Genomic DNA, 24335 nt, shown 5'->3' with positions numbered 1-24335 from the left:
GGCGCCGGGTCGGGCGGCCGCGTCTCGTGTCAGGCGCCGCAGCTCCTGAGAAACCGGCGGGTACGCGTGGCGATCGGCAGCGGCTTGTCGGGCGGGCACGGGTACATGTCCTGCTCGACGATGGCGAAGAGCTCGACGTCCAGCCGCTGGGCCGCCGCCAGGACCGGCTCCAGCGCGGGCACCCCGGCCGGCGGCTCGCACATCACGCCGCGTCCGACAGCAGGTCCGAACGGCACCTCGTTCGCGACGACATCCGCGAGGATCTCCGGGTCCACCTGCTTGAGATGGAGATAGCCGATCCGTTCGCCGTACGTCTCGATCAGCTTGACGCTGTCGCCGCCGCAGTACGCGTAGTGCCCGGTGTCCAGACAGAGCGAGACCAGATCGGGGTCGGTCGCGTCGAGGAATCGGCTCACGTTCTCCTCGCTGTCGACATGCGTGTCGGCGTGCGGGTGGACGACGATCTTCAGACCGTAGCGGTCCCGGACCTCGCGGCCGAGCCGTTCGGTCTGGGCCGTCAGATCGCGCCACTGCTGCGGCGTGAGGGTCCGGTCCTCCAGTACCTCACCGGTCTTGTCGTCCCGCCAGAACGACGGGATGACCACGAGATGGTCCGCGCCCATCGCCTGGGTGAGCGCGGCGATGTCGGCGACATGCGCCCAGGTCTTCTCCCAGACCCCCGGGCCGTGGTGCAGCCCGGTGAAGACGGTCCCTGCCGAGACCTTGAGCCCGCGCCGCGCGGTCTCCTCGCTCAGCCGGTCGGGATCGGACGGGAGGTATCCGTACGGACCCAGCTCGATCCACTCATAGCCGGCTTCGGTCACCTCGTCGAGAAATCGCCGCCAGGGCACCTGCTGCGGGTCGTCGGGAAACCACACCCCCCAGGAGTCGGGGGCGGACCCGACTCGGATGCGGCTCAACGTGGGTACGGAGGAGGTCATACCGGTCAGCTTTCAGCCCGTACGGAAAGAGTGTCAAGCCTTTGGTCCGAATGTAAAGACAAAACGTTGACATGGCCCTGGAGGGCCGTTAGACCTTGCTGTGACCCCCTCCGGTGCGGGAGCCCGCCTCGCTTTGGCAGGAGCGAGGCGCGAGCGAAAGCTCCCCGCTCGTCACGGCCCCGTGCCGGAGGTGCCGGTCGTGGGCCGGTCGCGTTCCGGTCGCCTGGCCCCACCGCGCGCTGTATGACTTCACTGTGACCGATGCCCGGCTGCCGCCGCGCGGAGCCCAGGAGGACGCCCGATGAGCAGCCGTACGACCGGCCGCACCAGCGGTCGCGCACGTGGGCGCCCGAGCACCGCCGTCCGGACCCGCAGGCGCACCGTCGCCCAGGCGCTGATCGCTTTCCTGGCCCGGCAGTACACCGAGCGGGACGGCCGGAGACGACGTCTGATCGGCGCCACCTGGGGCATCTTCGGGCACGGCAACGTGGCGGGCATCGGCCAGGCCCTTGTCGAGTCCTCCGCGGACATGAGGTACTTGCAGGGACGCAACGAACAGTCCATGGTCCACGCGGCCGTGGGATACGCGCGCCAGAGCAACCGCCTCTCCGCCCACGCCGTGACCACCTCCATCGGCCCCGGCGCCACCAACCTCGTCACCGGCGCGGCACTCGCCACCATCAACCGCCTGCCCGTGCTGCTGCTCCCCGGTGACACCTTCGCCACCCGCCCCGCCGACCCCGTTCTCCAGCAGCTCGAAGTCCCCTCCGCCGGAGACGTCTCCGTCAACGACGCCCTGCGTCCCGTCTCCGTCTACTTCGACCGGATCACCCGCCCCGAAGCGCTCATCCCCGCCGCGCTCGCCGCGATGCGGGTGCTCAGCGACCCGGCAGGGACCGGCGCCGTCACCCTCGCGCTGCCCCAGGACGTGCAGGCGGAGGCGTACGACTGGCCCGAGGAGTTCTTCGCCGAGCGTGTCTGGCGGGTGCGCCGCCGGCCGCCCGACCCGGACGAACTCGCCGACGCGGTGCGGCTCGTACGGGAAGCCCGCCGCCCCCTGCTCGTCGCGGGCGGCGGTGTCCACCACAGCGCGGCCGAAGAGGCGCTGGCCGAGTTCGCCGACGCGACGGGCATCCCCGTCTCCTCCACCCAGGCGGGCAAGGGCTCGCTCCACCACGACCACCCCTGCGACGTCGGCGGAATCGGTCACACCGGCACGGCCACCGCCGACGAACTGGCGGCGGCGGCCGACCTGGTGATCGGTGTCGGCACCCGCTGGACCGACTTCTCCACCGCCTCCGGCACGCTCTTCCAGAATCCCGACGTCCGCTTCCTCAACCTCAACGTCACCGGCTTCGACGCACACAAGCTCGCCGCCCACCCGCTGGTCGCCGATGCCCGTACCGCCGTGCGGCAGCTCACCGCGGAACTGGCCGGCCACCGGGTCGAACCGGCCTACGCCACCGAGTACAGCGGGGCCAAGAAGCGCTGGGAGCGGCGCGTCGAGGCCACGTTCACCACCGGCGAGGACGGCGGACGTCCCACCCAGGCCCAGGTCCTCGGGGCCCTCGACGCCCTCGTCACCGACGAGGACATCGTCATCAACGCGGCGGGATCGCTCCCCGGCGATCTCCACAAACTGTGGCGGGCCCGCTCGCGCGACCAGTACCACGTCGAGTACGGCTACTCCTGCATGGGATACGAGATCCCCGCGGCCATCGGCGTCCAGCTCGCCGCGCCCGGCCGGCCGGTCTGGGCGATGGTCGGCGACGGCACCTATCTGATGAGCCCCACCGAAATGGTCACGGCGGTCCAGGAAGGGCTGCCCATCAAGGTCGTGATCCTCCAGAACCACGGCTACGCCTCCATCGGCGGCCTCTCCGAGACCGTCGGCGCCGAGCGCTTCGGTACCGCGTACCGCTTCCGGGCCGCCGACGCCACGTACACCGGCGCACCGCTCCCCGTGGATCTCGCGGCCAACGCGGCCTCCCTCGGGATGCGGCTGATCCGCGCAGGGACCGTTCGTGACCTGCGCGAAGCCCTGGCCGAGGCACGCGCGGCCGACGCCCCCACCTGTGTCTACGTGGAGACCGAAACGGCAGACACAGTGTCGGGAGTACCCCCGGCCCAGGCATGGTGGGATGTTCCGGTGGCCGAGACCGCGACCCGCATCGCCGCGGTCGAGGCCCGCGAGGAGTACGACCGTCACGCAGCGACCCGCCGCCGCCATCTGTGAAGGAGCGGAACACATGAAGACCGTCAGCCATTGGATCGGTGGTAAGAGCGTCGAGGGCGCGTCCGGCGACTGGGGCCCCGTCACGGACCCGGCGACCGGCGCCGTCACCACCCAGGTCGCGCTCGCCTCCACGGAGGAGGTCGACACCGCGGTCGCCGCGGCCAAGGCCGCGTACGCCACCTGGGGAACCTCCTCCCTCGCCCAGCGCACGTCGATCCTCTTCCGCTACCGCGCGCTCCTCGACGCCCACCGCGACGACATCGCCGCACTGATCACCGCCGAGCACGGCAAGGTGCACACGGACGCGCTCGGCGAGGTGGCGCGCGGACTGGAGATCGTCGAGCTTGCCTGCGGAATCACCACTCAGCTCAAGGGCGAGCTCTCCACCCAGGTCTCCAGCCGGGTCGATGTCGCCTCCATCCGCCAGCCGCTCGGGGTCGTCGCCGGCATCACCCCCTTCAACTTCCCGGCGATGGTGCCGATGTGGATGTTCCCGCTCGCGATCGCGTGCGGGAACACCTTCGTCCTCAAGCCCAGCGAGAAGGATCCGTCGGCCGCCGTACTCCTGGCGGAGCTGGCAGCTGAGGCGGGGCTGCCCGACGGCGTGCTGAACGTCGTGCACGGCGACAAGGTCGCCGTCGACGCCCTGCTCGCGCACCCTGACGTCGCGGCGGTCTCCTTCGTCGGCTCCACCCCGATCGCCCGCTACATCCACACCACGGCCTCCGCCAACGGCAAGCGCGTCCAGGCGCTCGGCGGCGCCAAGAACCACATGCTGGTCCTGCCCGACGCCGACCTCGACGCCGCCGCGGACGCGGCCGTCTCCGCCGCGTACGGCTCGGCCGGTGAACGGTGCATGGCGATCTCGGCGGTCGTCGCGGTCGGCGCGATCGGGGACGAACTGGTCGCCAAGATCCGCGAGCGCGCCGAGAAGATCACCATCGGCCCCGGCACCGACCCGGCCTCCGAGATGGGCCCCCTCATCACCAGGGCCCACCGCGACAAGGTCGCGAGCTATGTGACGGGAGCCGCTGCCCAGGGCGCCGAAGTCGTCCTGGACGGCACGGGACACACGGTGGAGGGGTACGAGGACGGGCACTGGATCGGCCTGTCCCTGCTGGACAAGGTCTCCACCGACTCGGACGCCTACCGCGACGAGATCTTCGGCCCGGTCCTCGTCGTGCTCCGTACGGAGACGTACGAGGAGGGCGTCGAGCTGATCAACAGCTCGCCGTTCGGCAACGGCACGGCCATCTTCACCCGCGACGGCGGCGCCGCCCGCCGCTTCCAGTTGGAGATCGAGGCCGGCATGGTCGGCGTGAACGTGCCGATCCCGGTGCCCGTCGGATACCACTCCTTCGGAGGGTGGAAGGACTCGCTCTTCGGTGACCACCACATCTACGGCAACGACGGCGTGCACTTCTACACGCGCGGCAAGGTGGTCACGACACGCTGGCCGGACCCGGCCGACGCCCCGACCGGCGTGGACCTGGGCTTCCCCCGTAACCACTGACCCGTGACCACTGATCCGTGACCACTGATCCGTGACCGCTGATCCGTAACCGCTGACCCGTGACCGCGGATCCGTCAGCACGGATCCGTAGCGACTGGCCGTAACTCGTCAGCGCACGGCTTCGTTGGATGACTGCGGCCCGTACGGCGTTCCTCGCCGTACGGGCCGCAGTCGTTTGTTCACGGTGCGCGGAGCAGGAGGACACACCCATGTGTGGCATTACCGGCTGGGTCTCCTTCGACCGCGATCCCGGCGGCGTCGGCGCGTCCGACACGCTGGACGCGATGACGGAGACGATGTCCTGCCGGGGCCCCGACGACCGCGGCACCTGGATCGAAGGGCCCGCCGCCCTCGGCCACCGCCGGCTCGCCGTCATCGACCTGCCCGGCGGGCGCCAGCCGATGACGCTGACGACACCGCGGGGCACGATCGCCCTCGTCTACTCGGGCGAGACGTACAACTTCACCGAGCTGCGCGCGGAACTGACCGGCCGCGGCCACCGGTTCACCACCGACTCCGACACCGAGGTCGTGCTGCACGGCTATCTGGAGTGGGGCGAGGCGGTGGCCGAACGCCTCAACGGCATGTACGCCTTCGCGATCTGGGACGGCCGGCAGCGGAAGCTGGTCATGATCCGTGACCGCATGGGCATCAAGCCCTTCTACTACGCACCCACCCCCGACGGCGTGCTGTTCGGCTCCGAGCCCAAGGCGATCCTCGCCCACCCGCTCGCCCGTGCCCGCGTCGGTCTCGACGGACTGCGCGAACTCTTCGCCTTCGTCAGAACACCCGGCCACGCCGTATGGGACGGGATGTACGAGGTCGAGCCCGGCACCCTGGTGACCGTGGACGGGAGCGGGCTGCGCCGCCACGTCTACTGGTCCCTGGAGACCCGCCCGCACACCGACGACCGCGGCACGGCGGTGGCGCGCGTACGGACCCTCCTCGACGACATCGTGCGCCGCCAGCTCGTCGCCGACGTACCGCGCTGCACCCTTCTGTCCGGCGGCCTCGACTCCTCCGCCATGACGGCCATCGCCGCACGTCAGCTCGGTGAGACCGGGGAGACCGTACGCAGCTTCTCCGTCGACTTCCTCGGCCGTACGGAGAACTTCGTCGCCGACGCGTTCCGCGCCACGCCCGACGCGCCGTTCGTCCACGACGTCGTACGCGAGGCGCGCACGGAACACCAGGACATCGTCCTCGACTCGCTCGCCCTGGCCGACCCGGCCGTACGGGCCCGGATGATCAGGGCCAGGGACCTGCCCATGGGCCTGGGCGACATGGACTCCTCCCTGTACCTCCTCTTCAAGGCGATCCGCGAGCACTCGACGGTCGCGCTCTCCGGCGAGTCGGCCGACGAGGTCTTCGGCGGCTACCCCCAGTTCTTCGACGAGGAGGCCAGGAAGGCCGACATCTTCCCGTGGCTGGTGCACTTCGGGGAACACTTCGGGGAGGACGCCGGGGTGCTGCGCCCGGAGGTCAACGCGGCGCTCGGGCTGCCCGCGTTCACGCGGGACAGTTACGCCACGGCCGTGGCCGGCATCGAACGTGGCAGCGGCGAGAGCGACTTCGAGTACCGGATGCGGAAGATCTGCCATCTGCATCTGACGCGCTTCGTGCAGATCCTGCTGGACCGCAAGGACCGCGCGAGCATGGCGGTCGGCCTGGAGGTCAGGGTGCCGTTCTGCGACCACCGGCTCGTCGAGTACGTGTACAACACACCCTGGTCGCTGAAGTCCTTCGACGGGCGGGAGAAGAGCCTGCTGCGGGAGGCGACCGCCGATGTGCTGCCGAAGTCGGTGTACGAGCGGGAGAAGAGCCCGTACCCCACCACCCAGGACCCCAAGTACGCCGTAGCTCTCCAGGATCAGGCCAAGGACCTGCTGGCCGATCCGTCCCACCGGGTCTTCGACCTGGTGGACATCGGGCGCGTACGGAGCACCGTGGAGCGGGAGACGCCGCAGGTCACGACGGCGAGTCGGCGGGGGCTCGAACGGACGCTGGACCTGGCGCTCTGGCTGGACCTCTACAACCCGGAGATCACGCTCACCTGATCCGGCGTCAGGGTGGCTATCGCTCCGTCCCTGTGGCGCTCGATGGCGGGTCAAAAAGGATGATAACGATAGTGAAGGTGATATACAGGCTAATCCAGAGAGCTCAGGACCTCACATGCCCCGATACTTCGCGGACTCCCCGGAGTCCCTCGTCCCCGACGCGCTCAAGGGGTTCGCCGCCGCCCACGCCGACCTGGTCGAGCACCACCCCGAGCACGGCTACTTCCGTACCCGCCGCACCGCCACCCCGACCCCCACGACGGCCGCCTCGGCCGCCATCGGCCGCCGCGTCGGCCTGGTCTCCGGCGGCGGCTCCGGCCACGAACCGCTGCACGCGGGGTTCCTCGGCGCCGGCCTGCTGGACGCCGTCTGCCCGGGGCAGATCTTCGCCTCCCCGCACAACCGGCAGATCTTCGAGGCCAGCCGCGCGGTCGCGGGCAGCGACGGCGTTCTGCACATCGTCAAGAACTACACGGGGGACCGGATCAACTTCGGCATCGCCGCCGAACGCCTCGCCCACGAGAACATCCGCTGCGCCCGCGTCCTCGTGGACGACGACCTCGCGACCGACTCCGCGGACATCGCCGTCGGACGGCGCGGCACCGGCGCCACCCTGATCGTCGAGAAGATCCTCGGCGCCGCCGCCGACGAGAGCCGCGGACTCGACGAACTGGCGGCCCTCGGCGCCGACCTGTCCGGACGAACGCGCAGCCTCGCCGTCGCCACCGCGGCGCACACCGCGCCCGGTTCCGGGGCGCCCGCCTTCGAACTGCCCCGGGACGTGCTGGAGTTCGGCGTCGGCATCCACGGCGAACGGGCCGGCGGGAGTACCCCGCACCCGCCGCTCACCGAACTCGTCGCCACCATGACCGACCGGCTGCTGGCCGCGCTGCCCCACGGAACACCCGGCCGCCGCCGCGTACTGGCCCTGGTCAACGGGCTCGGCGGGGTCACCTTGCTGGAGTTGTACGGCATCAGACACGCGCTCGGCGGGGCGCTGAAGAGCCGGGGGGTCACCCTGGACCGCTCGATGACCGGCACGTTCGTCAGCGCGCTGGACATGCGGGGCTTCTCGCTCTCCCTGCTCGCGACCGACGACGAGACGCTACGACTCTGGGACGCCCCGGCCAGAACCGCCTCGTGGCCGCGCTGACCCCATCCCTTCCTCTTTCCTTCGCTGAACAGAAGCAGGAGCCTTCTCCGCGATGTCATCCCAGAACCTGACCCCCGCCACCGTCCCCTCCGCCCCCACCCCCAAGGGCCTCACCTACGAGGACACCAACGGCTGGCTCCACCGCTTCGGCGCCGCCGCCAGGGCCGTCGAGGGCGAGCTGACGGAACTGGACCAGCGGGCCGGGGACGGCGACTTCGGCGCCAACCTCGTCTCCGGCATGAACGGTGTACGGGACGCTCTCGCCGCGCCGACGAGCGGGCCACGCACCCCGGCGGCGCCGCTCGCCACCGCCGCGCGGGTCTTCCTCGACCACGTCGGCGGCACCAGCGGCCCGCTCTTCGGCCTGCTCTTCCAGGAACTGGCCGCCGCGGTGGCCGCCGCCGACGGGGCACCCGGCACCGCCGAACTCGCGGCGGGCACGGCGGCGGGAGCGGCGGCCGTCCAGCGCGTCGGCGAGGCGGAGGTGGGGGACAAGACGATGGTCGACGCACTGGTCCCCGCGGCCGAGGCGCTCACCCGGGCGCTGCTGGCGGACCCCACGGGCGGCGATCCCGTACGCGCCCTCCACAGCGCGGCGGTGGCAGCGCACCGCGGCGCTCGCGCCACCAGCGGCCTGCGCGCCCGCCGAGGCCGCGCCAGCTACACGGGCGACCACTCCCGCGGCGTCCCGGACCCGGGCGCCCTGGCCGTGGCCCTGCTCTTCGCCTCGGCATCCGCCCAGCCGACCGCCCTGGACCAGCTCCCCGACGCCTGAGCCCCCCCGGCGCCGCCGACGGCCCCCTCCGGTTCCGTTCCGCCCGCGTTCGCGGCGGTGTGCGGTACCGCGTCCGCTGTATGCCGGCGGCGCCGCGTACGACCCGAGGAGGTCTCCGGTTCCGACCGGCGGCAGCCTGGACGGCCCCGGCCGCCGATTAGGGTTCAAGGATGGAGACCCGAACCCCCCGCCGGTCCCGGCTGCGTGCCCGCTGGCTCGCGGGACTGGCCGCCGCCGCCGTGCTCGTCGGAACCGGTACCTGGACCGCCGTCGCCTCGGACGACGCCCCGGCCGTGCACCGCGAGGATCAGGTGCTGGACATGCCGGGCGCCCGGATCGACACCTCGTACTTCACCGCGGGCAGCGGGCGCAGACCAGCCGTGCTCATCGGGCACGGCTTCGGCGGCAGCAAGAACGACGTACGCGCCCAGGCCGAGAAGCTGGCACGCGACGGTTACGCGGTGCTGACCTGGTCGGCCCGCGGTTTCGGGAAGTCCACCGGTGAGATCGGGCTCAACGACCCCGACCACGAGGTCAAGGACGTCTCCCGGATGATCGACTGGCTCGCCCAGCGCCCCGAGGTCGAACTCGACGCGAAGGGGGACCCCCGGGTCGGCGTGACCGGAGCCTCGTACGGCGGGGCCATTTCGCTGCTCGCCGCCGGGTACGACCGGCGCGTCGACGCGATCGCCCCGCAGATCACCTACTGGAACCTCGCCGACGCCCTCTTCCCCGACGGCGTCCTCAAGAAGCTCTGGGCCGGGATCTTCATCTCCAACGGCGGCGGCTGCTCCAGCTTCGAGAAGGAGCTGTGCGAGATGTACGAGCGGGTCGCCGTCGCCGGAAAGCCGGACGACGCCGCCCGCAAGCTGCTGGAGGAGCGCAGCCCCTCCGCCGTCGGTGACCGGATCGACGTACCCGCCCTGATCGTGCAGGGCCAGACCGACTCCCTCTTCCCGCTCGGCCACGCGGACGCCATGGCGAAGCGGATCAGCGCGAACGGCGCCCCCGTCGACGTCGACTGGATGGCCGGCGGACACGACGGCGGCAACCCGGAGGCCGAGCGGGTCCAGGGCCGCGTCTCCGCCTGGTTCGACCGTTATCTCAAGGACGACAAGGGCGCGGACACCGGGCCCGCTTTCCGCGTCAGCCGGACCGGCGGTGTGGACTCCGCCAACGGCCAGGTCAGCCTGCGCGGCGCGACCGGCGACCGCTACCCGGGCCTGGCCAACGACACCACGTCCGTCCCGCTGACCGGTGACGCGCAGACCTTCACCAACCCGGCCGGCGGCAGTCCGCCCGCCATCTCCTCCGTGCCAGGACTGGGGGCCGGGCTCTCCCAGCTCTCCTCGTTCGGCGTCGGACTCGCCCTCGACTTCCCCGGCCAGCACGCCCGCTTCGAATCGGCGCCGCTCGACCGCTCGCTGCGGATCACCGGCGCGCCGACCGTCAAGGCCACCGTCACCTCCTCCAGCGGCGATGCGGTCCTCTTCGCCAAGGTGTACGACGTGGGGCCCGACGGCACCAGCCAGGTGCTGCCCTCGCAACTCGTCGCACCCGTACGGGTCGAGGATGCCGCCAAGGGCCGCACGGTGGAGCTGAAGCTGCCCGCCGTGGACCACCAGATCGTCCCCGGGCACCGGCTGCGGGTCGTGGTCGCCGCCACCGACCTCGGCTATGCCTCACCGGCCGACCCGGCCACGTACAAAGTCTCCGTCGACGGCCCGCTGACCGTGCCGACCGTTCCCGGGCTGACCGCCGGGTCCACCGCCCTGCCGTGGTGGACCTGGGGGCTCCCGGTCATCGGCGTACTGATCGCGGGCGCGCTGCTGCTCACGGCCCGCCGCCGCACCAGCGCGCCGGAGCCGGACCCCGCGCTCGCCGAGGTGCCGCTCCGGATCACCGATCTGTCCAAGCGGTACGCCAATGCCAGCGAGCGGTACGCGGTCCGTGATCTCTCCTTCACGGTCGAGAAGGGCCAGGTCCTCGGTCTGCTCGGGCCGAACGGCGCCGGTAAGACCACCACGCTGCGCATGCTGATGGGGCTGATCTCCCCGGACGCCGGGGAGATCCGGGTCTTCGGGCACGCGATCCGGCCGGGCGCCCCGGTGCTCTCCCGGGTCGGCGCGTTCGTCGAGGGCGCGGGCTTCCTGCCGCACCTGTCGGGACGCGAGAACCTGGAGCTGTACTGGCGGGCCACCGGCCGCCCCACCGAGGACTCCCACATGGCGGAGGCCCTGGAGATCGCCGGGCTCGGGGACGCGCTCGCCCGCGCCGTACGCACCTACTCGCAGGGCATGCGGCAGCGCCTCGCCATCGCCCAGGCCATGCTCGGTATGCCGGATCTGCTGATCCTGGACGAGCCGACCAACGGACTCGACCCGCCCCAGATCCGCGAGATGCGGGACGTGATGATCCGGTACGCGGCCGGCGGCAGGACCGTCATCGTCTCCAGCCATCTCCTCTCCGAGGTCGAACAGTCCTGCACACATCTCGTGGTCATGCACCGGGGGCAGCTCGTGCAGGCCGGAGCGGTCGCCGAGATCACCGGCGCGGGGGACAGCCTGCTCGTCACCACCGCCGAGCAGGTCCCGGAACCGGTCGTCGACAAGATCTCCGCCCTGGCGGGCGTCGACTCGGCCGTCCGTACGGACGAGGGGCTGCTCGTACGACTCGACGGCGCGTCCACCACCACGCTGATCACCGAGTTGGTCCGGCTGGACGTCCCTCTGACGGGCGTCGGACCGCACCGCCGCCTGGAGGACGCGTTCCTCACCCTGATCTCCGGAGGCTCCGCATGAGCGCGCTGATCGAAACGGCCCCCGGCTACCGGGCCGGGCGCACCCTGCCCCTGCGGGTCGAGGCGCTGCGCCAGCTCAAGCGCCGGCGCACGCTGGCCATGGGTCTCGTCCTGGGGCTCCTTCCCTTCGTACTGATCGTGGCCTTCGCGATCGGGGGGACTCCGGACGGCGGGCGGGACGGCCGGGTGACCCTGATGGACACCGCGACCGCGTCCGGCGCCAACTTCGCGGCGACCTGTCTCTTCGTCTCGGCGGGTTTTCTGCTGGTCGTGCCGGTCGCGCTGTTCCACGGGGACACGGTGGCGTCCGAGGCGAGCTGGTCGTCGTTGCGCTATCTGCTCGCGGCGCCCGTGCCACGGTCGCGCCTGCTGTGGAGCAAGCTGACCGTCGCGCTCGGGATGAGCGCCGCGGCGATGGTGCTGCTGCCGCTGGTCGCGCTGGCGGCGGGGACGGCGGCGTACGGCTGGGGCCCGCTCCAACTGCCGACGGGCGGTTCGCTCTCCGTGGCGGACACGCTCCCGAGGCTGGCCGTGATCATCGCGTTCATCTTCATCTCCCAACTGGTCACGGCGGGGCTCGCCTTCTGGCTGTCGACCAAGACCGACGCCCCGCTGGGCGCGGTCGGCGGCGCGGTCGGTCTGACGATCGTCGGCAATGTGCTGGACGCTGTGACCGCGCTCGGTTCCTGGCGGGAGTTCCTGCCGGCGCACTGGCAGTTCGCCTGGGCGGACGCGATCCAGCCGCAGTTGGAGTGGGGCGGCATGGCGAAGGGCGCGGCCGTCTCCTTCACCTATGCCGTGGTGCTGTTCGCGCTGGCCTTCCGGACCTTCTCCCGTAAGGACATCGTGTCGTAAGGGCCGGGGTGCCGGAGGCGCCGGAGGTGTCGTAGCAACCGCCGTTCAGATCCACCCCCTTCGAGCCGCCTCCGCGCCCGCCCGGAAGCGGCTCGTCGTGCCGAGGGCGGCGAGCAGGTCGCCCACCCGACGGCTGTACGTCCGGCTCGACATGCCGAGGCGCGTCGCCGCCGTCTCGTCCGTCATCCCGGCGACCAGGGCCTCCAGCACCGGACGTAACGACCCCGGCAGACCACCGGGTGTGGGCAGCGCCTCCGTCGGCAGCTCCTCGCCCGTCTCCCACCAGATCTCGTGCGTACGGACGAGGGCCTGGACGACCACCGGATCCCGGATCAGCAGCAGTCCGTGGTAGTGGAGTTGGAGATCGAGGGGGACCGCGGCGACCGAGCGGTCCACCAGGATCATCGTGAACGGGATGGAGTCCGTCTGCCTCGCTTCGCCGGGGAGCTGCTGGGGCAGGGGGGACGGCAGCCCCACCAGCCCGTGCCGGGGAACGATCCGGCGGACCCCGACCGACGGGCGACGGCTCCGGCCCCGGGCACCGGGACCGGCCTCCGGCCAGCTCCGCTCACCCGCCGCACGGACACAGGCGCCCGCGAATTCGAGGAACTGCTCCGGAACGCACTGGCCCAGACAGCTCCCGGGGTCGTCGAAGATGAGCAGCTCACGGCGGGCCGAACTGACCAGCGCGGTGAGGGTGGCCGTCACCTCCCGCACACCACGGATCGGCCGGCCCGGCGGATAGGGCGTGTCGTCGGATTCCTTCCGCATCGCACCCACCGACAGCGTCGACCTGTTGAGCACAGAACCAGAAACATCCGACACGGCTGACCACCCCCGCCATCCCCTCGGAGCCGTACGCCACTCCATGTACGCACATCATTGCGCACCGTGACAAGTGCAGTTCAGAGAGTGGCGAATCCATGCCAGAGGTTCAAAAGGCGTCGACTTTTCCCCAAGTCGGTGATCGGGGCGTGCCGGTCAGTCGAACTTCGCCACGTAACGACGCTGCCAGGGCGTCTCCACGGCGTGCCGGGAGTAGTGCTGCCGTACGTACGCGACCGCCTCGCCCGGCGGTACCCCGTCGAGCACGGCGAGGCAGGCGAGCGCCGTACCCGTCCGTCCCCGGCCGCCGCCGCAGGCGATCTCCACGCGCTCGGCGCCGGACCGTTCCAGCGCCTCCCCGAGCGCTTCCGCGGCGGCCTCGCGGTCGGTCGGCAGCCGGAAGTCCGGCCAGCGCAGCCAGCGGTTCTCCCAGGTCACACTGGGGGGTCTGCGCCCCAGCAGGTAGAGCGCGAAGGTCGGGGGCGGGCCCTCCGGCATCGGGTGGCGCAGCCCCCGGCCGCGGACCAGCCGTCCCGAGGGAAGACGCAGGATTCCGGAGGCTGTCGACTCCCAGGGTTTGTACGGTGTCGTGGTCACGCGGGTCAGGGTAGCGCCGTAACGGCGCACGGAACGGGCCCCGGACGGGGGTGCCGTCCGGGGCCCGTGGTGCGACCGGTGATGCGGCCCGCGGTGTGTCCGCCGGCGGCGGCTACTTCGGCATCAGCACGGTGTCGATGAGATACACCGTGGCGTTCGCCGTCCCGATGTTTCCGCAGACGATCTTCGCCGTGCCGTTGACCTTGAAGTGCGTGCCCGAGCCCGAGGTCGTGAGCGGCGCGCCCTCCAGCGTCCGGAACGTGCCGTGCGGGAGCTGACGGGGGGTGATCCTCCGGTTCACCACGTGGTACTTGAGGACCTTTTCGAGCTGGGCCCGGTCGTGGAGCAGCCGTTCGCGCTGCGGCTTGGGGATCTTGGCGAACGCCTCGTTCGTCGGAGCGAACAGGGTGAGACTCTGGGCGTTGTTCAGCGTTCTCACCAGACCGGCCCTGCGCGCCGCGCCGACCAGCGTGGACAGGTCCGGGTTGTGCGACGCGGCGATGGCCAGCCGCTCCCGCGCCATGGCGCGGAGGCTGCCCTCGCCCCGCCTCGGCAGCGCGGAGCAGTCCGGGCCGAACGGCACGGCCACGCCCGGCGCAGTCCTCGGCCTGCTCGGCGACGGCGAGGTGGAGGTGGAAGGCGAGGCGGAGGGGGATGTCGAGGGTGAGGTGCTCGGCGAGGCCGATGCCGACGGCGACGTCGAGGGGGACGTGGGCGCTGACGGTGACTCGGCCGCCGACGTCGAGGTGTCCGGCGACGGGGTGACCGCGAGGGACTGGGGCGCCTGCGTTCCCAGAGCCACGGGGAGGGCCGCCGCGAGGGCGGCGGCCACCATCGTGGCGCGTATGCGGGTGCGCTTCATGTTCGATTCCTCTTCCTGTGGGAGGAGTCCTCGGCTCATGGGTGACCGGGCTAAAGCGTAGCCACGACGCGCCAGGTTCGGCATCTTGAGCCGTTCGGCCCAGTTCAGGGACTGGCCGGGTCACTCCGCGCGGTGCGTCCAGCGTCCCGCCAGCAGCGTCCCGTGCACCGGCATCCGCCGCAGCGTCGCGTCGTCCGCCGTCAGCGGGTCCGCGTCCACGATCACCAGGTCCGCCACGTCCCCGGCGCGCACCGTGCCCCGCCCGCGCGCCGAGGCCGCCAGCGCCTGTGCCACCGAGAGCCGCTGCTCCGGGTGCCAGGCGGGGCGCGGACCGTCCGTACGGGCCACCGCGTTGGCGAGGGACAGCCAGGGGTCGAGCCGCGCGACGGGCGCGTCCGAGCCCAGTTCCAGCCGGGCGCCCGCCGCCAGCAGGTCAGCGTAGGCGAAGGCCCGGTGCGTACGGCCGTGCCAGTGCCGGTCGGCGATGTCCCGGTCGTCCACGGCGTGCGTGGGCTGCACACTCACGGTCACGTCGAGGGCCGCGAAGCGCGGGAGGTCCGCCGGTCGCAGCAACTGTCCGTGTTCGATACGGCCCCGGCAGCGGACGGATTCGAACGCGTCGAGCGCCAGTTCGTTGGCGCGGTCACCGATGGCGTGCACCGCCGACTCGATTCCGTGCGCCGCCGCCCGGCGCATCAGGCCCGTCACCTCCTCGGGCGTCATCTCGGCGAGCCCGTGCGTGTCCGGCAGACCGGTGGCGTCGGGGTACGGGTCGTGGCAGAGCGCCGTACGCGTGTTGAGCGAACCGTCCGTGATCAGCTTCAGCGGGCCGGTCGTCAGCAGCCCGCCGGGTACGTCCGGGGGCGCCGTGCCCGTACGCAGCCCCCGGCCGATCGCCGCGTCCAGGTGGGCCGGGTAGACGCCGGCGGACACCCGGACCGGCAGGGGGTCGGGGGACCCGGCCGTCCGGCGGGTCCAGTCGGTGATGTTGTCTGCGTGCTCGAAGTCCAGGATGCCCGTGACCCCGAGCCGGGCCGCCGCCGCGCACGCGTCCCGTACCCACCCGTCGGCGGTCTCCGCGGGGACGGAGGCCAGTTGGGCGGTGGCGTGGAAGCACTCCCGTTCGCGCAGCAGCCCCGTCGGGTGGTCGCCGAGGCCCAGCAGCGCCAGCGCGGGCGAGTTGGCCCAGGCCGAGTGGAGGTCGGCGCTGACGAGAAGGGCGGGGCGGCCGGGGACCAGCGCGTCCAGCAGGTCCTTGTGGGGCGCGTCCGGCCAGAGGCCGTCCCGGAAGCCGTACCCCGCCAGCGTCTCGCCGCGCGGCAGGGCGGCGGCGCGCTCGCGGGCGGCCTCCGCGGCGGCGTGGGCCGAGTCGAGGCCCGCCAGGTCGAGGCGGCGGCGGGCGACGGCCCAGCGCACCATGTGGACGTGGCTGTCCCACAGGCCGGGCAGGAGCGTACGGCCGTCGAGGTCGAAGGACGGGACTCCGCCCGTGGCGCCCGGGGACGGGTGGATCTCCCTGACGCGTCCCCCCTCGATCCGTACGTCGACCAACGGGCCGCCCGCGCCGAGCCGGACGCGGCGCAGCGTGAGCGGAGCGGCGGGTGGCACGGGTGCGGGTGCGGACATGAAGGCCTCCTGACGGCACGCGGGGCGCGGGCGGGTCCCGCGTGGTCCCGAGCTCCCGAGAATGCGTGGACCGCCCGGTGGATGGCCAGGGGGAGGCCGGAGAACACCGGCACCGTCCTGAAGGAGCCGCCGTACCGGTTACGGGCCCACCGCGGTTCCCGGGGCCCGGGTCCTGGTCCGCTCGGTCCGGTTGGCGTGGTCGGCGGCGGCCAGCAGCGTCCCGTACTGGATCCCGGCGAGCGTCGCGATCGGGATCGGGTCGCCGATCGCCGGCACCGCCTCGTCCTCCCAGCCGCTGTAGGCGCGCTCCAGCTCCTGGTGGCAGCGGCGGACCGCGGGGGTGGCGGTGCCCGCCGTCACCTCGGCGGCGAGCGCGCGCAGCAGCATCCCGCCGAAGCGGACGCGGAAGCTGTGCACGGCGTGCCGGCAGGTGTACCGCTCGGCCACGGTCGCGTACCGCTCCTCCAGCCCGTCGGCGCGGGTGCTCTCCATGTCGGCCAATGTCGTCAGCGACGGTACGAAGTTCTCCACCGCCCGCAGGAAGGGCGTCGCGATGGTCAGTTCCGGGCGGGCGGTCTCCAGGATGCGGCCCAGCAGCTCGCCGGTGGAGCGGAGCCCGTCCGCCCGCTCCCGTACGACATCGGCGTAGCTCTCGGACACGGGGGTGTCGTCGTCCGCCTCGGAGTGCGCCCAGTGCGGGACCTCCGCGGCGAAGTAGAAGGTGCCGTACGGCTCGGTGTAGGCGGCGCTGGAGGCGCCCGAGATCTCGGCGGCGGCGTCGACACCCAGACCGTCGAGGTAGTCGTAGGCGTCGCGCATGTCGATCACGCCGTAGACGGAGGGGGCGTACCGGGGCGAGTGCGCGGCCTCGGGCTCACCGGTGGCGAGCGGGATGCCGACGGCCGGCGGGACGGCCTCCAGCAGGCCGTACAGCTCGGGCGCGGGACGGTTGACGTAGTAGTAGGCGCCGCCCGACTCGCAGTTGTGCAGGGTGGTGAGGAAGCGGGGCTCGGTGTCGTCCAGCAGCCGCATCAGGGCGAGGGTTTCGGGCAGTACGCGGTCGAAGTAGGCGTCGCGGTAGGCGAAGGGAAACGTCCACTCGACCTGCTCGTCGCCCGCCGGGCGGTAGAAGTGGCGCCCGTACAGCCGTTTGTCGGTGGGGTCGGCGAACCAGCCCTCGTTGAGCCGGGCGCCGTCCGGGTCGACGCAGGGCACGATGTGCCACGCGCCGCCGAAGTGCGCGCGCAGCGCGTCGTCCTCGCAGAGGGTGGTCGCGAGGTGGAGGGCGGTGACGGCGCCGACGGGTTCGTTGGGGTGCACCCCGCCGACGACGACGAACTGCGGTACGGAGTCGTCGGGGGACTCGTCGGAGGCGTGGTCGGGGGCGTCGGGCCGGACCGTGAAGCAGGGCAGCGGCTCGCCCAGCCGGGAGGTCCCGATCCGGCGCTCCGTGATCCGGTCCGGGTGCAGCGCGGCCAGCGCCCGGAAGGACGCGAGGAGTTCGTCCACGCCCGGGTAGGTGTCCGTCGCGGGTACGGTCGTGGCGCGCCGGATCCACTCCTCGGCGGAGCCGGAGCCGGAACCCGGAGCGTGCGTGGACGGGGCGGGCGGCGGGGACGGCTGCGATGTCGCGGTGGCCATGGGGGTGGGGGTTCTCCAGGTGTGAGGGCGCGGGTCGGGCGCACGCGCCGACGATCGGGCCGGACACCCGCCCGGCGGCACAGGGACGTACCGGGGACACGCGCCGGGAGCGGGACAACGTTCCACGCAAAAGTACGAAAGTTCTGGACTGAGATGAAACTTTGACGTGGAGGGCCCCTGCTGTCCCCGCCCCCTTAGGCACCAGGGTTTCACAGGGTTTCCCCGAGTTTTCTCCGTAGGAGAACGGCTGAACGCCCGGCCGCCCGCGTACGTATCCAAGGGGAAGGTGTGATCTGACGTTCGACGGTTGTTGCGCGACGGCACGAAGGAAAGGTGGGGTCACGCATGCAGGTGCTGCTCGTCGAGGACGATGTCTCGATCGCCGAACCGCTGGTGGAAGGGTTGGCGCGGTACGGATTTACGGTGCAGTGGGTCTGCACCGGCGACGCGGCTCTGGACGCCCCGCGCGGTGACATGGTCCTGCTCGATCTGGGGCTGCCCGACATGGACGGCATCGACGTGTGCCGCGCGTTGAGGCAGGACTCCGACGTGCCGATCATCATGCTGACGGCACGCGGAACGGAGGCGGACCGGGTGGTCGGGCTCGAACTCGGCGCCGACGACTATCTGGCGAAGCCCTTCAGCCTGCGGGAACTGGTGGCCCGGATCCGGGCGGTGACCCGGCGCTCTCGGATGACGGCGCCCGCGCGCCACGCGATCCCCGCCGGGCACCGCGCGGGGCACGGAGCTGCCCACGGCGCCGGGTACGGGGCCGCGCATGGCGCCGGGTACGGGGCCGCGCACAGCGCAGTCCCCACCGCCGCCGTTCCCGTCGGTGCCGCTCAGGCCCGCAGGCCCGCGCTCGTCACCGCGATGCCCGAGGGACCCGGGGCGCGCCGGGCGGCCGACGCCTCGGCGCAGATCATCGGCGACATCCGGATCGACCGGCGGACCCGCCAGGTCCATGTGGCGGGCCGGCCCGTCACGCTCGCGCCCAAGGAGTTCGACGTGCTCGCGCTCCTCGCCGAGGACCCGGGCGCGGTGTGCTCACGGCAGCAGATCCTCGGCACCGTGTGGGACCCGAACTTCTTCGGCCCGACCAAGACCCTCGACGTGCACATCGCGGCGCTGCGCCGCAAGCTCGGGGACCCCCGCCGTATCGAGACGCTGCGCTGCGTGGGGTTCCGGCTCACGGTCTCGCCCGGGTACGAGGCGCGGGCGGACAAGGTGTCCTGAGCGCCCGCCGCCCCGGCCTCAACCGATCGCGGTACGGCACTCCTCCAGCATGTGGAGCAGGCCCCGCACCTCCGCCAGCCCGTCCGGGTCGAGATCGGCCAGGACGGTCTCCTCGCCCGCCGTCGCGGCGCGGGCCACCGTACGTCCGGCGGGCCCGTGGACGGCCGTACCGCCGCCGCACGGGCGGTGCGACGGGCCGCCCACCGGATTGCTGAACACCGCGTACACCGTGTTCTCCAGGGCGCGGGCGGCGAGATAGACGTCCGCCCGGTGCTCGTTGCCGGCCGCGAACGCGCTGGGGCAGACGTAGACATGGGCCCCGGCCAGGGCCGCCGCGCGCCCGTGCTCGGGGAAGGACATGTCGTAACAGACCCCGAGCCCCAGCCGCCAGCCGTCGACGACGACATCGGCGCCACGCGGCCCGGACGGCCCGGACGGTCCGGACGTCCCGGCGGAGAAGAGGGCGCGCTCGTCGGCGTGCCAGAGGTGCTGTTTGTCGTACGCCACGGTGGGCACGCCCGAAGGGCCGAACGCCACCACCGAGTTGGTCAGGGCGCCGTCGGCGCCGCGCACCGCCGCGCCGGTCAGTACGGTCACGGCGTGCGCGGCGGCGGCCTCGGCGAGCGGGTCGAGCCGGGGGTCGGTGACGGTACGGCCGGGGTCCGCGCGCACCGCGTAGCGGTCGGGCGCGGCGGCGAGCGCGGGCAGGTCGTACGCGCACAGGTGCAGTTCGGGCAGGACGACGACCCCGGCCCCCTCGTCGGCCGCGCGCGCCGTCAGGACGGCGGCGTGGCGCGCGTTCGCGGCCACGTCCCCGGAGGCCGCCCCGGCCTGCACGGCGGCCAGCCGGAGCGGCGAGGTGGGCAGGGACAGGGCGAGGGGCGGCAGGGGCTCGCTCATACGGGGGCCCCCGGGGCTCCGGGAGCGCCCGGGGCGGCCGGCACTCCGGTGATGTCGGTGTGTCCTGCCTTGGCGCCGTCCCGTTCGACCAGCACGCGACAGCCGTGCAGCCGCTCGGCCGGCAGCCGGTGCGACACCGGCACCGGCAGATCGACGAGGAAGTCGCCGTACGCGGCCGGGGGGTGCTCGCCGAGCGGTACGGTCCCGCCGTCGGCGGTCAGCAGGGTCACCCGCCAGCGGGCGTCGTCGGCGGCGCCGGGGCCCGTGGCGGCCGGTCCGGTGGCGGCGATGCGCAGCAGCCCGTCGGGCAGCAACTGCGCGGCGGCGACGATCGCCGTCCGCCGTACGGGGTCGCCGAGCCCGTGCATCGGCCCGTGCTTGACCAGCGGCCGGACCGCGCCGAGCGGCGCGTTCCCGGGCAGGTGCGCGGCCACGACCTCGCCCGCGTACATCGTGTGCACGGGGAAGCGGACGGTCTCGCGGAGCACGCACTCGACCGCGACCACGCCCCCGGTGACCCACGGCGTACCGGTCGCCGTCGGCTCGCCGAACGTGATCAGTTCGCTGCCGGTCTTGTCGATGTCGGCCACGGAGAAACTTCCGGCGAAGTCCGCCAACTCGGCCTGGTCCTCCGCGCAGAGCGTCAGCGAGAACTCCCCGGTGGCGGCGATCAGCGCCCCGGAGGCCGAGCGGGGGCCGAGGACGACGGCCGCGTACAGGGGAGCCTTGTTGACGAAGTAGGACCACTCGGCCGACATCACGTTCGTGGCCGAGCCGTGCCGTACGGAGACCAGGCCCACGGTGCTCGTCAGTTTCTTCCAGAGCTGGTCGGGGATGGCGGGCGTCATGGGGTTACGGGAGTCCTCACGTCGACGGTCGCGGCCCGGCAGGGCGCGGTCGGGTTGGGCGCGGGCGGGCAGGGCCTGGGCGGTCATGGGCGGGTGCCGGTGGCGAGCCGGAAACCGATGGGGTAGAGCGGGCTGGGGAACGCGCCGTGGCGGCGCCGGGTGCGCGCGAGATCTCCGAAGCGGGAGAAGCTGCCGCCCCGGGCGACCCGGTACGCGAGGGGCGGCCCGTCCGTGGTGGAGGGACCGTCCGTACGGGAAGAGCAGCCCGTTTCGGAGGAGTCGCCCGGTCCGGCGGAGAGGTCGTCCGTGACGAACGACCCGCCCCAGTAGGGCCGGTAGTCGTCCGCGACGAACTCCTCGACGTTCCCGCCCATGTCGAACGCGCCGAACGGCGACCGGCCCGCCGGGAACGCGCCCACCGGAGTCGTCGTGTGCACGCCCGACTCCCGCGTGTTGGCGGCGTCCGCGTCGAACGTGTCGCCCCACGGGAACTCAAGCCCCAGCGGCCCCTTCGCCGCGTACTCCCACTCGGCCTCGCCGGGCAGCCGCCACGGATGCCCCGTGCGCTCCGTCAGCCAGACCGCGTACGCGTCGGCGTCCTCGGGGCGTACCCCGGCGACCGGGTGGTTGGCCCGGTCGTACGGATAGGCGCCCAGGTACCAGGTGGTCGGCCGGGCCGGGTGGCGGGTGTCCGCCAGGAAGTGCCGGTACTCCGCGTTGGTGACGGGGTAGGTACTGATCCAGTAGTCGGCCAGCGCGACCTGTTCCACCGGTGTCTCCTTCTCGATCCACGCCCTCTCCACACCCACATGGGCCCACGCGTCGACCACCGCCCCGACCCCCCGCGGCGGCAGACCGATGTGTACGGCGCCGCCCGCCACGGCACGGGTGGCGGGCGCCGCTCCCGTACGGATGCGGGGGTCGCCGAGGAGCGCGAGCAGCCCGCCGGCGGCGAGGCGTACGGCCAGGGATTCGGCCGGGTCCTCGACGGCGGCGGACAGTTGGGCGGGGGTGAGCGCGCGCAGCCGGGCGGCGGCGTCCTGGCCGGGGTGGAGCCGGTGCGGGTCGGCCAGCCCGGCGTGCGCGGCGAAGTGGGGGGAGGGAGGCGCCGCGGGAGCGGCAGAGGCGGGAGGCGCGGTTGTTTCCGGTGGAGTCATGCCCTCGTCCCGTTCCGTGTGTCGTCCCGTGTGTCGTTCCGTGTGCCGAGCGCCTGCGTGTGCCCGGCGGTGCGCGCCTTGGCCGTGAGACAGGCCGCGTTGTCGTCGGTGAGATGGAGCCGGGTCGGCACCGCGGCCGTGACGTCGATGCCGTGGCAGGTGACGAGTTCGGCGCGCGGACCGCGGGCCCGGCCGAGGGCGATCGCGACACGCGCCCGCACGGTCGCCTCGCCGGTACCGGTACCGGCATCGAAGCCGGATCCGGTGCTACCAGCGGTACCCGTACCCGTACCCGTACCGGAATCGGCCCGGGGCGCGGCGTTCCCCGTACTCAACTCGCCACCCGCCCGTAGTCGAGGGCGCCGGCGCTCTCGGCGTTCACGACACCGTCGGCCTGCTCGATCAGCTCCTTCACCTGCCACGACCGCAGCTCGCGCACCGGAGCGTCCGGCTGCTCCCGCCCCACGAGCGACAGCCGTCCGTCCCAGCCCGCCACCACCATCCGCCGCTCGTCCCACGGGGTCATGCAGGAGAGCCCCTGCCGGAACGCGCTGACGAGGCGGCCCGAGCCGAGCGTGCCCACGCTGTCCTGCCAGTCGACCTCCCAGGCGTAGAGGCCGAAGTCGTACGAGCCGGCGAGGACGACCGGCGCGTCCGGATCGCCGAGCAGGCCGACGCACTTGACCGACTCGTCGGGGCCGAGCAGCGTCTGTACGGTCGCCGCGCGCCGGCCGCCCGTCGCCCGCCCCGGACCCTGGGCCGTGTCGCGCGGCGCCAGCAGGCCGACCTTCACCGTGTGGTCCCGCGACGCCGACGCGACCACCCGGTCGCCCAGCCCGGCCACGGCGTTGACCAGGTTCCCGTGCTGCCAGAGCGTGGCGCGCTCGTGCAGTGGCCCGGCCGCGACCGTACGGTCCGTGGCGGCCGACAGGAAACCGCCGTCGAACGCCGACAGCGACTTCACCGAGCCCGCGTGCGGGACGCCCCGCTCCACCTCGACGAGGGTCACCGGGTCGAGGGCGATCAGCTCGCCGTTGTACGTACCGGCGACGAGCCGGTCCCCGACCAGGCAGAGCGAGGGCACCGGCGCGCCGAGCGGGGCGCTGACGGTCATGTCCTCGCCGTCGTGGCGTACGACATGGCCCGCGTACGTACCGGCGTAGAAGGTGGCGTCGGGGCCGGTGACGAGCGAGAGCACCGGGCCGGCGGACACCGGCAGGACCCGTACCCCGGAAGGGGTGTCACTCTCCACGTCCAGGGCGAGGACGTTCCCCGAGTCGCATCCGACCAGCAGCCGGTCGCCGTGGAGCCGGTCGCCGAGGACCGCGAGCGCGTTCGCGCCGTGGCCGGGCCGGTGCGGAGCGGAGAGTTCCGCGCCGGTCGCGAAGTCCAGCAGGTGCGGCGCGTTCCAGAAACTGCCCGCCGCCACCAGCCCCTGCGCCGAGGCCACCGACCGCGGCCACAGACGCGCGTCGTGCACCTGCCGGACCGGCTCGCCGCTGATGTCGAACCAGTGCAGGGAACCGTCGTACGCGCCCACGACGATCGAGCAGTCGTCGTCCGCCCACGCGACCGAACGGGCCGCGGAGGTGGAGACGGTGATCGTGCGCAGACACTCCAGATCCGGCGTCAGCAGGTTGACGACCCCGTCGTCCCGCGCGACGGCCAGCAGCTTCCCGGAGTGCGACCAGGCGCACCCCTCGACGGACGACGCGTAGTGCCGCATCTCCGCGGTGGCCGGGCGGCCGGGGTCACCGACCGCGACCATGCCGTCCTCGCCCACGGTGGCCACCAGCCCCTCGCAGCTCACCGAGACCATCATGCAGTGGGCCGCGTGGGAGCCGATCTCGGCGAGGAGGGCGCCGGTCGGCGTGTCCCACATGGTCGCGCGGCCGTCCTCGGAGACGCAGATGAGGCGGCGGCCGTCCGGCATCCAGGCCACGGAGTTGATGTCGTCGGTGTGCCGGGCGAGGACCGTGACGAGACGGTGCTGCCCGTGCTCGGGGATCCGCCACACCGCGACCGTCTTGTCCGCCGACGCCGTGGCCAGCAGGGTGGGCGCGGTCGGGCTCCACGCGGCGGCGTTGACGAGACGGCGGTGGCGCAGCCGCGTCAGGGGGACGGGCCGGGCCGGCTCGCTGGTGTCCCACACCAGCACGGTCCCGTCGTACGAGCAGCTCGCGAGGCGTTTGCCGTCAGGCCGGAAGGCGACATGGGTGATCGGGGCGGCGTGGCCCAGCGGGTCGGGCTTCAGATCTATCGTGCGCATGGTGCTTCCCTCTCCGGGCGGTCGGTCGCTGGGGGCATCGGGCG

19 protein-coding genes and 1 pseudogene are annotated in these 24335 nt (G+C 72.7%); 9 read left to right on the top strand and 11 right to left on the bottom strand.

Annotation, left to right across the window (positions count from 1 at the left end; genetic code table 11):
• Positions 1-29: 29 nt before the first annotated feature.
• Entirely contained in the window at positions 30-941 is a 912-nt protein-coding gene (locus tag ACFXPL_RS00395) for a sugar phosphate isomerase/epimerase family protein (RefSeq protein ID WP_384910043.1), read from the bottom strand.
• Positions 942-1050: 109 nt separating this feature from the next.
• Between ACFXPL_RS00395 and ACFXPL_RS00390 the strand changes: the two are divergent.
• The 8 genes and pseudogenes from ACFXPL_RS00390 to ACFXPL_RS00355 all read left to right on the top strand — a co-directional run.
• Positions 1051-1164: pseudogene (locus ACFXPL_RS00390) on the top strand (5-deoxy-glucuronate isomerase); the annotation flags it as partial.
• A 78-nt stretch (positions 1165-1242) separates the two neighbouring features.
• Positions 1243-3177, top strand: coding sequence for a 3D-(3,5/4)-trihydroxycyclohexane-1,2-dione acylhydrolase (decyclizing) (gene iolD, locus ACFXPL_RS00385; RefSeq protein ID WP_384910040.1), 1935 nt, complete (start codon positions 1243-1245; stop codon positions 3175-3177).
• A 13-nt stretch (positions 3178-3190) separates the two neighbouring features.
• Positions 3191-4690: a CoA-acylating methylmalonate-semialdehyde dehydrogenase gene (gene mmsA, locus ACFXPL_RS00380; RefSeq protein ID WP_384910037.1), complete on the top strand. Its 1500-nt coding sequence runs from the start codon at positions 3191-3193 to the stop codon at positions 4688-4690.
• A 209-nt stretch (positions 4691-4899) separates the two neighbouring features.
• The gene (asnB, locus tag ACFXPL_RS00375) at positions 4900-6747 is read left to right on the top strand and encodes an asparagine synthase (glutamine-hydrolyzing) (RefSeq protein WP_384910034.1); all 1848 of its coding nucleotides are present in this window, start codon (positions 4900-4902) and stop codon (positions 6745-6747) included.
• Between the two features lie 115 nt (positions 6748-6862).
• Entirely contained in the window at positions 6863-7900 is a 1038-nt protein-coding gene (locus ACFXPL_RS00370; protein WP_384910031.1) for a dihydroxyacetone kinase subunit DhaK, read from the top strand.
• 52 nt (positions 7901-7952) lie between these two features.
• Positions 7953-8675 carry a dihydroxyacetone kinase subunit DhaL gene (gene dhaL, locus ACFXPL_RS00365; protein ID WP_384910028.1) on the top strand — a complete coding sequence of 241 codons (723 nt, stop codon included), beginning with the start codon at positions 7953-7955 and terminating at the stop codon, positions 8673-8675.
• Between the two features lie 170 nt (positions 8676-8845).
• The gene (locus tag ACFXPL_RS00360; protein WP_384910025.1) at positions 8846-11476 is read left to right on the top strand and encodes an alpha/beta fold hydrolase; all 2631 of its coding nucleotides are present in this window, start codon (positions 8846-8848) and stop codon (positions 11474-11476) included.
• Positions 11473-12330: an ABC transporter permease gene (locus tag ACFXPL_RS00355; RefSeq protein WP_384910022.1), complete on the top strand. Its 858-nt coding sequence runs from the start codon at positions 11473-11475 to the stop codon at positions 12328-12330. Before ACFXPL_RS00360 ends, ACFXPL_RS00355 begins: the two co-directional genes overlap by 4 nt.
• Positions 12331-12375: 45 nt before the next feature.
• Here the strand turns inward: ACFXPL_RS00355 and ACFXPL_RS00350 are convergent, their stop codons facing one another.
• The 5 genes from ACFXPL_RS00350 to ACFXPL_RS00330 all read right to left on the bottom strand — a co-directional run bounded on the left by ACFXPL_RS00350 (position 12376) and on the right by ACFXPL_RS00330 (position 17881).
• A complete protein-coding gene (locus ACFXPL_RS00350) occupies positions 12376-13101 on the bottom strand; it encodes a helix-turn-helix transcriptional regulator (RefSeq protein WP_384910020.1) in 726 nt (241 codons plus the stop codon).
• Between the two features lie 210 nt (positions 13102-13311).
• Complete coding sequence (locus ACFXPL_RS00345) at positions 13312-13752, bottom strand: protein phosphatase (protein ID WP_384910018.1); 441 nt, start codon at positions 13750-13752, stop codon at positions 13312-13314.
• A 112-nt stretch (positions 13753-13864) separates the two neighbouring features.
• On the bottom strand, positions 13865-14614 hold the full coding sequence (locus tag ACFXPL_RS00340) for a fasciclin domain-containing protein (RefSeq protein WP_384910015.1): 750 nt from the start codon (positions 14612-14614) through the stop codon (positions 13865-13867).
• 120 nt (positions 14615-14734) lie between these two features.
• Complete coding sequence (locus tag ACFXPL_RS00335) at positions 14735-16240, bottom strand: amidohydrolase family protein (RefSeq protein WP_384910012.1); 1506 nt, start codon at positions 16238-16240, stop codon at positions 14735-14737.
• Between the two features lie 138 nt (positions 16241-16378).
• A complete protein-coding gene (locus tag ACFXPL_RS00330) occupies positions 16379-17881 on the bottom strand; it encodes a M14 family zinc carboxypeptidase (protein ID WP_384910009.1) in 1503 nt (500 codons plus the stop codon).
• Positions 17882-18226: 345 nt separating this feature from the next.
• Between ACFXPL_RS00330 and ACFXPL_RS00325 the strand changes: the two genes are divergently transcribed.
• Positions 18227-19117 carry a response regulator transcription factor gene (locus ACFXPL_RS00325; protein WP_384910006.1) on the top strand — a complete coding sequence of 297 codons (891 nt, stop codon included), beginning with the start codon at positions 18227-18229 and terminating at the stop codon, positions 19115-19117.
• An 18-nt stretch (positions 19118-19135) separates the two neighbouring features.
• Here the strand turns inward: ACFXPL_RS00325 and ACFXPL_RS00320 are convergent, their stop codons facing one another.
• The 5 genes from ACFXPL_RS00320 to ACFXPL_RS00300 are packed head-to-tail and all read right to left on the bottom strand — an operon-like array spanning position 19136 to position 24291.
• Positions 19136-20017: a carbon-nitrogen hydrolase family protein gene (locus ACFXPL_RS00320; protein ID WP_384910003.1), complete on the bottom strand. Its 882-nt coding sequence runs from the start codon at positions 20015-20017 to the stop codon at positions 19136-19138.
• Positions 20014-20952, bottom strand: a complete 939-nt coding sequence (locus tag ACFXPL_RS00315; protein WP_384910000.1) for a flavin reductase family protein — start codon at positions 20950-20952, stop codon at positions 20014-20016. The genes ACFXPL_RS00320 and ACFXPL_RS00315 overlap by 4 nt, the downstream gene beginning before the upstream one ends.
• Positions 20949-22022 carry a formylglycine-generating enzyme family protein gene (locus tag ACFXPL_RS00310; protein WP_384909997.1) on the bottom strand — a complete coding sequence of 358 codons (1074 nt, stop codon included), beginning with the start codon at positions 22020-22022 and terminating at the stop codon, positions 20949-20951. The genes ACFXPL_RS00315 and ACFXPL_RS00310 overlap by 4 nt, the downstream gene beginning before the upstream one ends.
• The gene (locus ACFXPL_RS00305) at positions 22019-22357 is read right to left on the bottom strand and encodes a hypothetical protein (protein WP_384909994.1); all 339 of its coding nucleotides are present in this window, start codon (positions 22355-22357) and stop codon (positions 22019-22021) included. The genes ACFXPL_RS00310 and ACFXPL_RS00305 overlap by 4 nt, the downstream gene beginning before the upstream one ends.
• Positions 22354-24291, bottom strand: coding sequence for a WD40 repeat domain-containing protein (locus ACFXPL_RS00300; protein ID WP_384909991.1), 1938 nt, complete (start codon positions 24289-24291; stop codon positions 22354-22356). The genes ACFXPL_RS00305 and ACFXPL_RS00300 overlap by 4 nt, the downstream gene beginning before the upstream one ends.
• Between the last annotated feature and the right edge of the window lie 44 nt (positions 24292-24335).

The sequence above is a fragment of the Streptomyces sp. NPDC059092 genome (assembly GCF_042756365.1).
Classification (GTDB): domain Bacteria; phylum Actinomycetota; class Actinomycetes; order Streptomycetales; family Streptomycetaceae; genus Streptomyces.
Note: the sequence above shows the minus strand (reverse complement) of the source record. Positions and strands in the feature narration are given on the sequence as shown.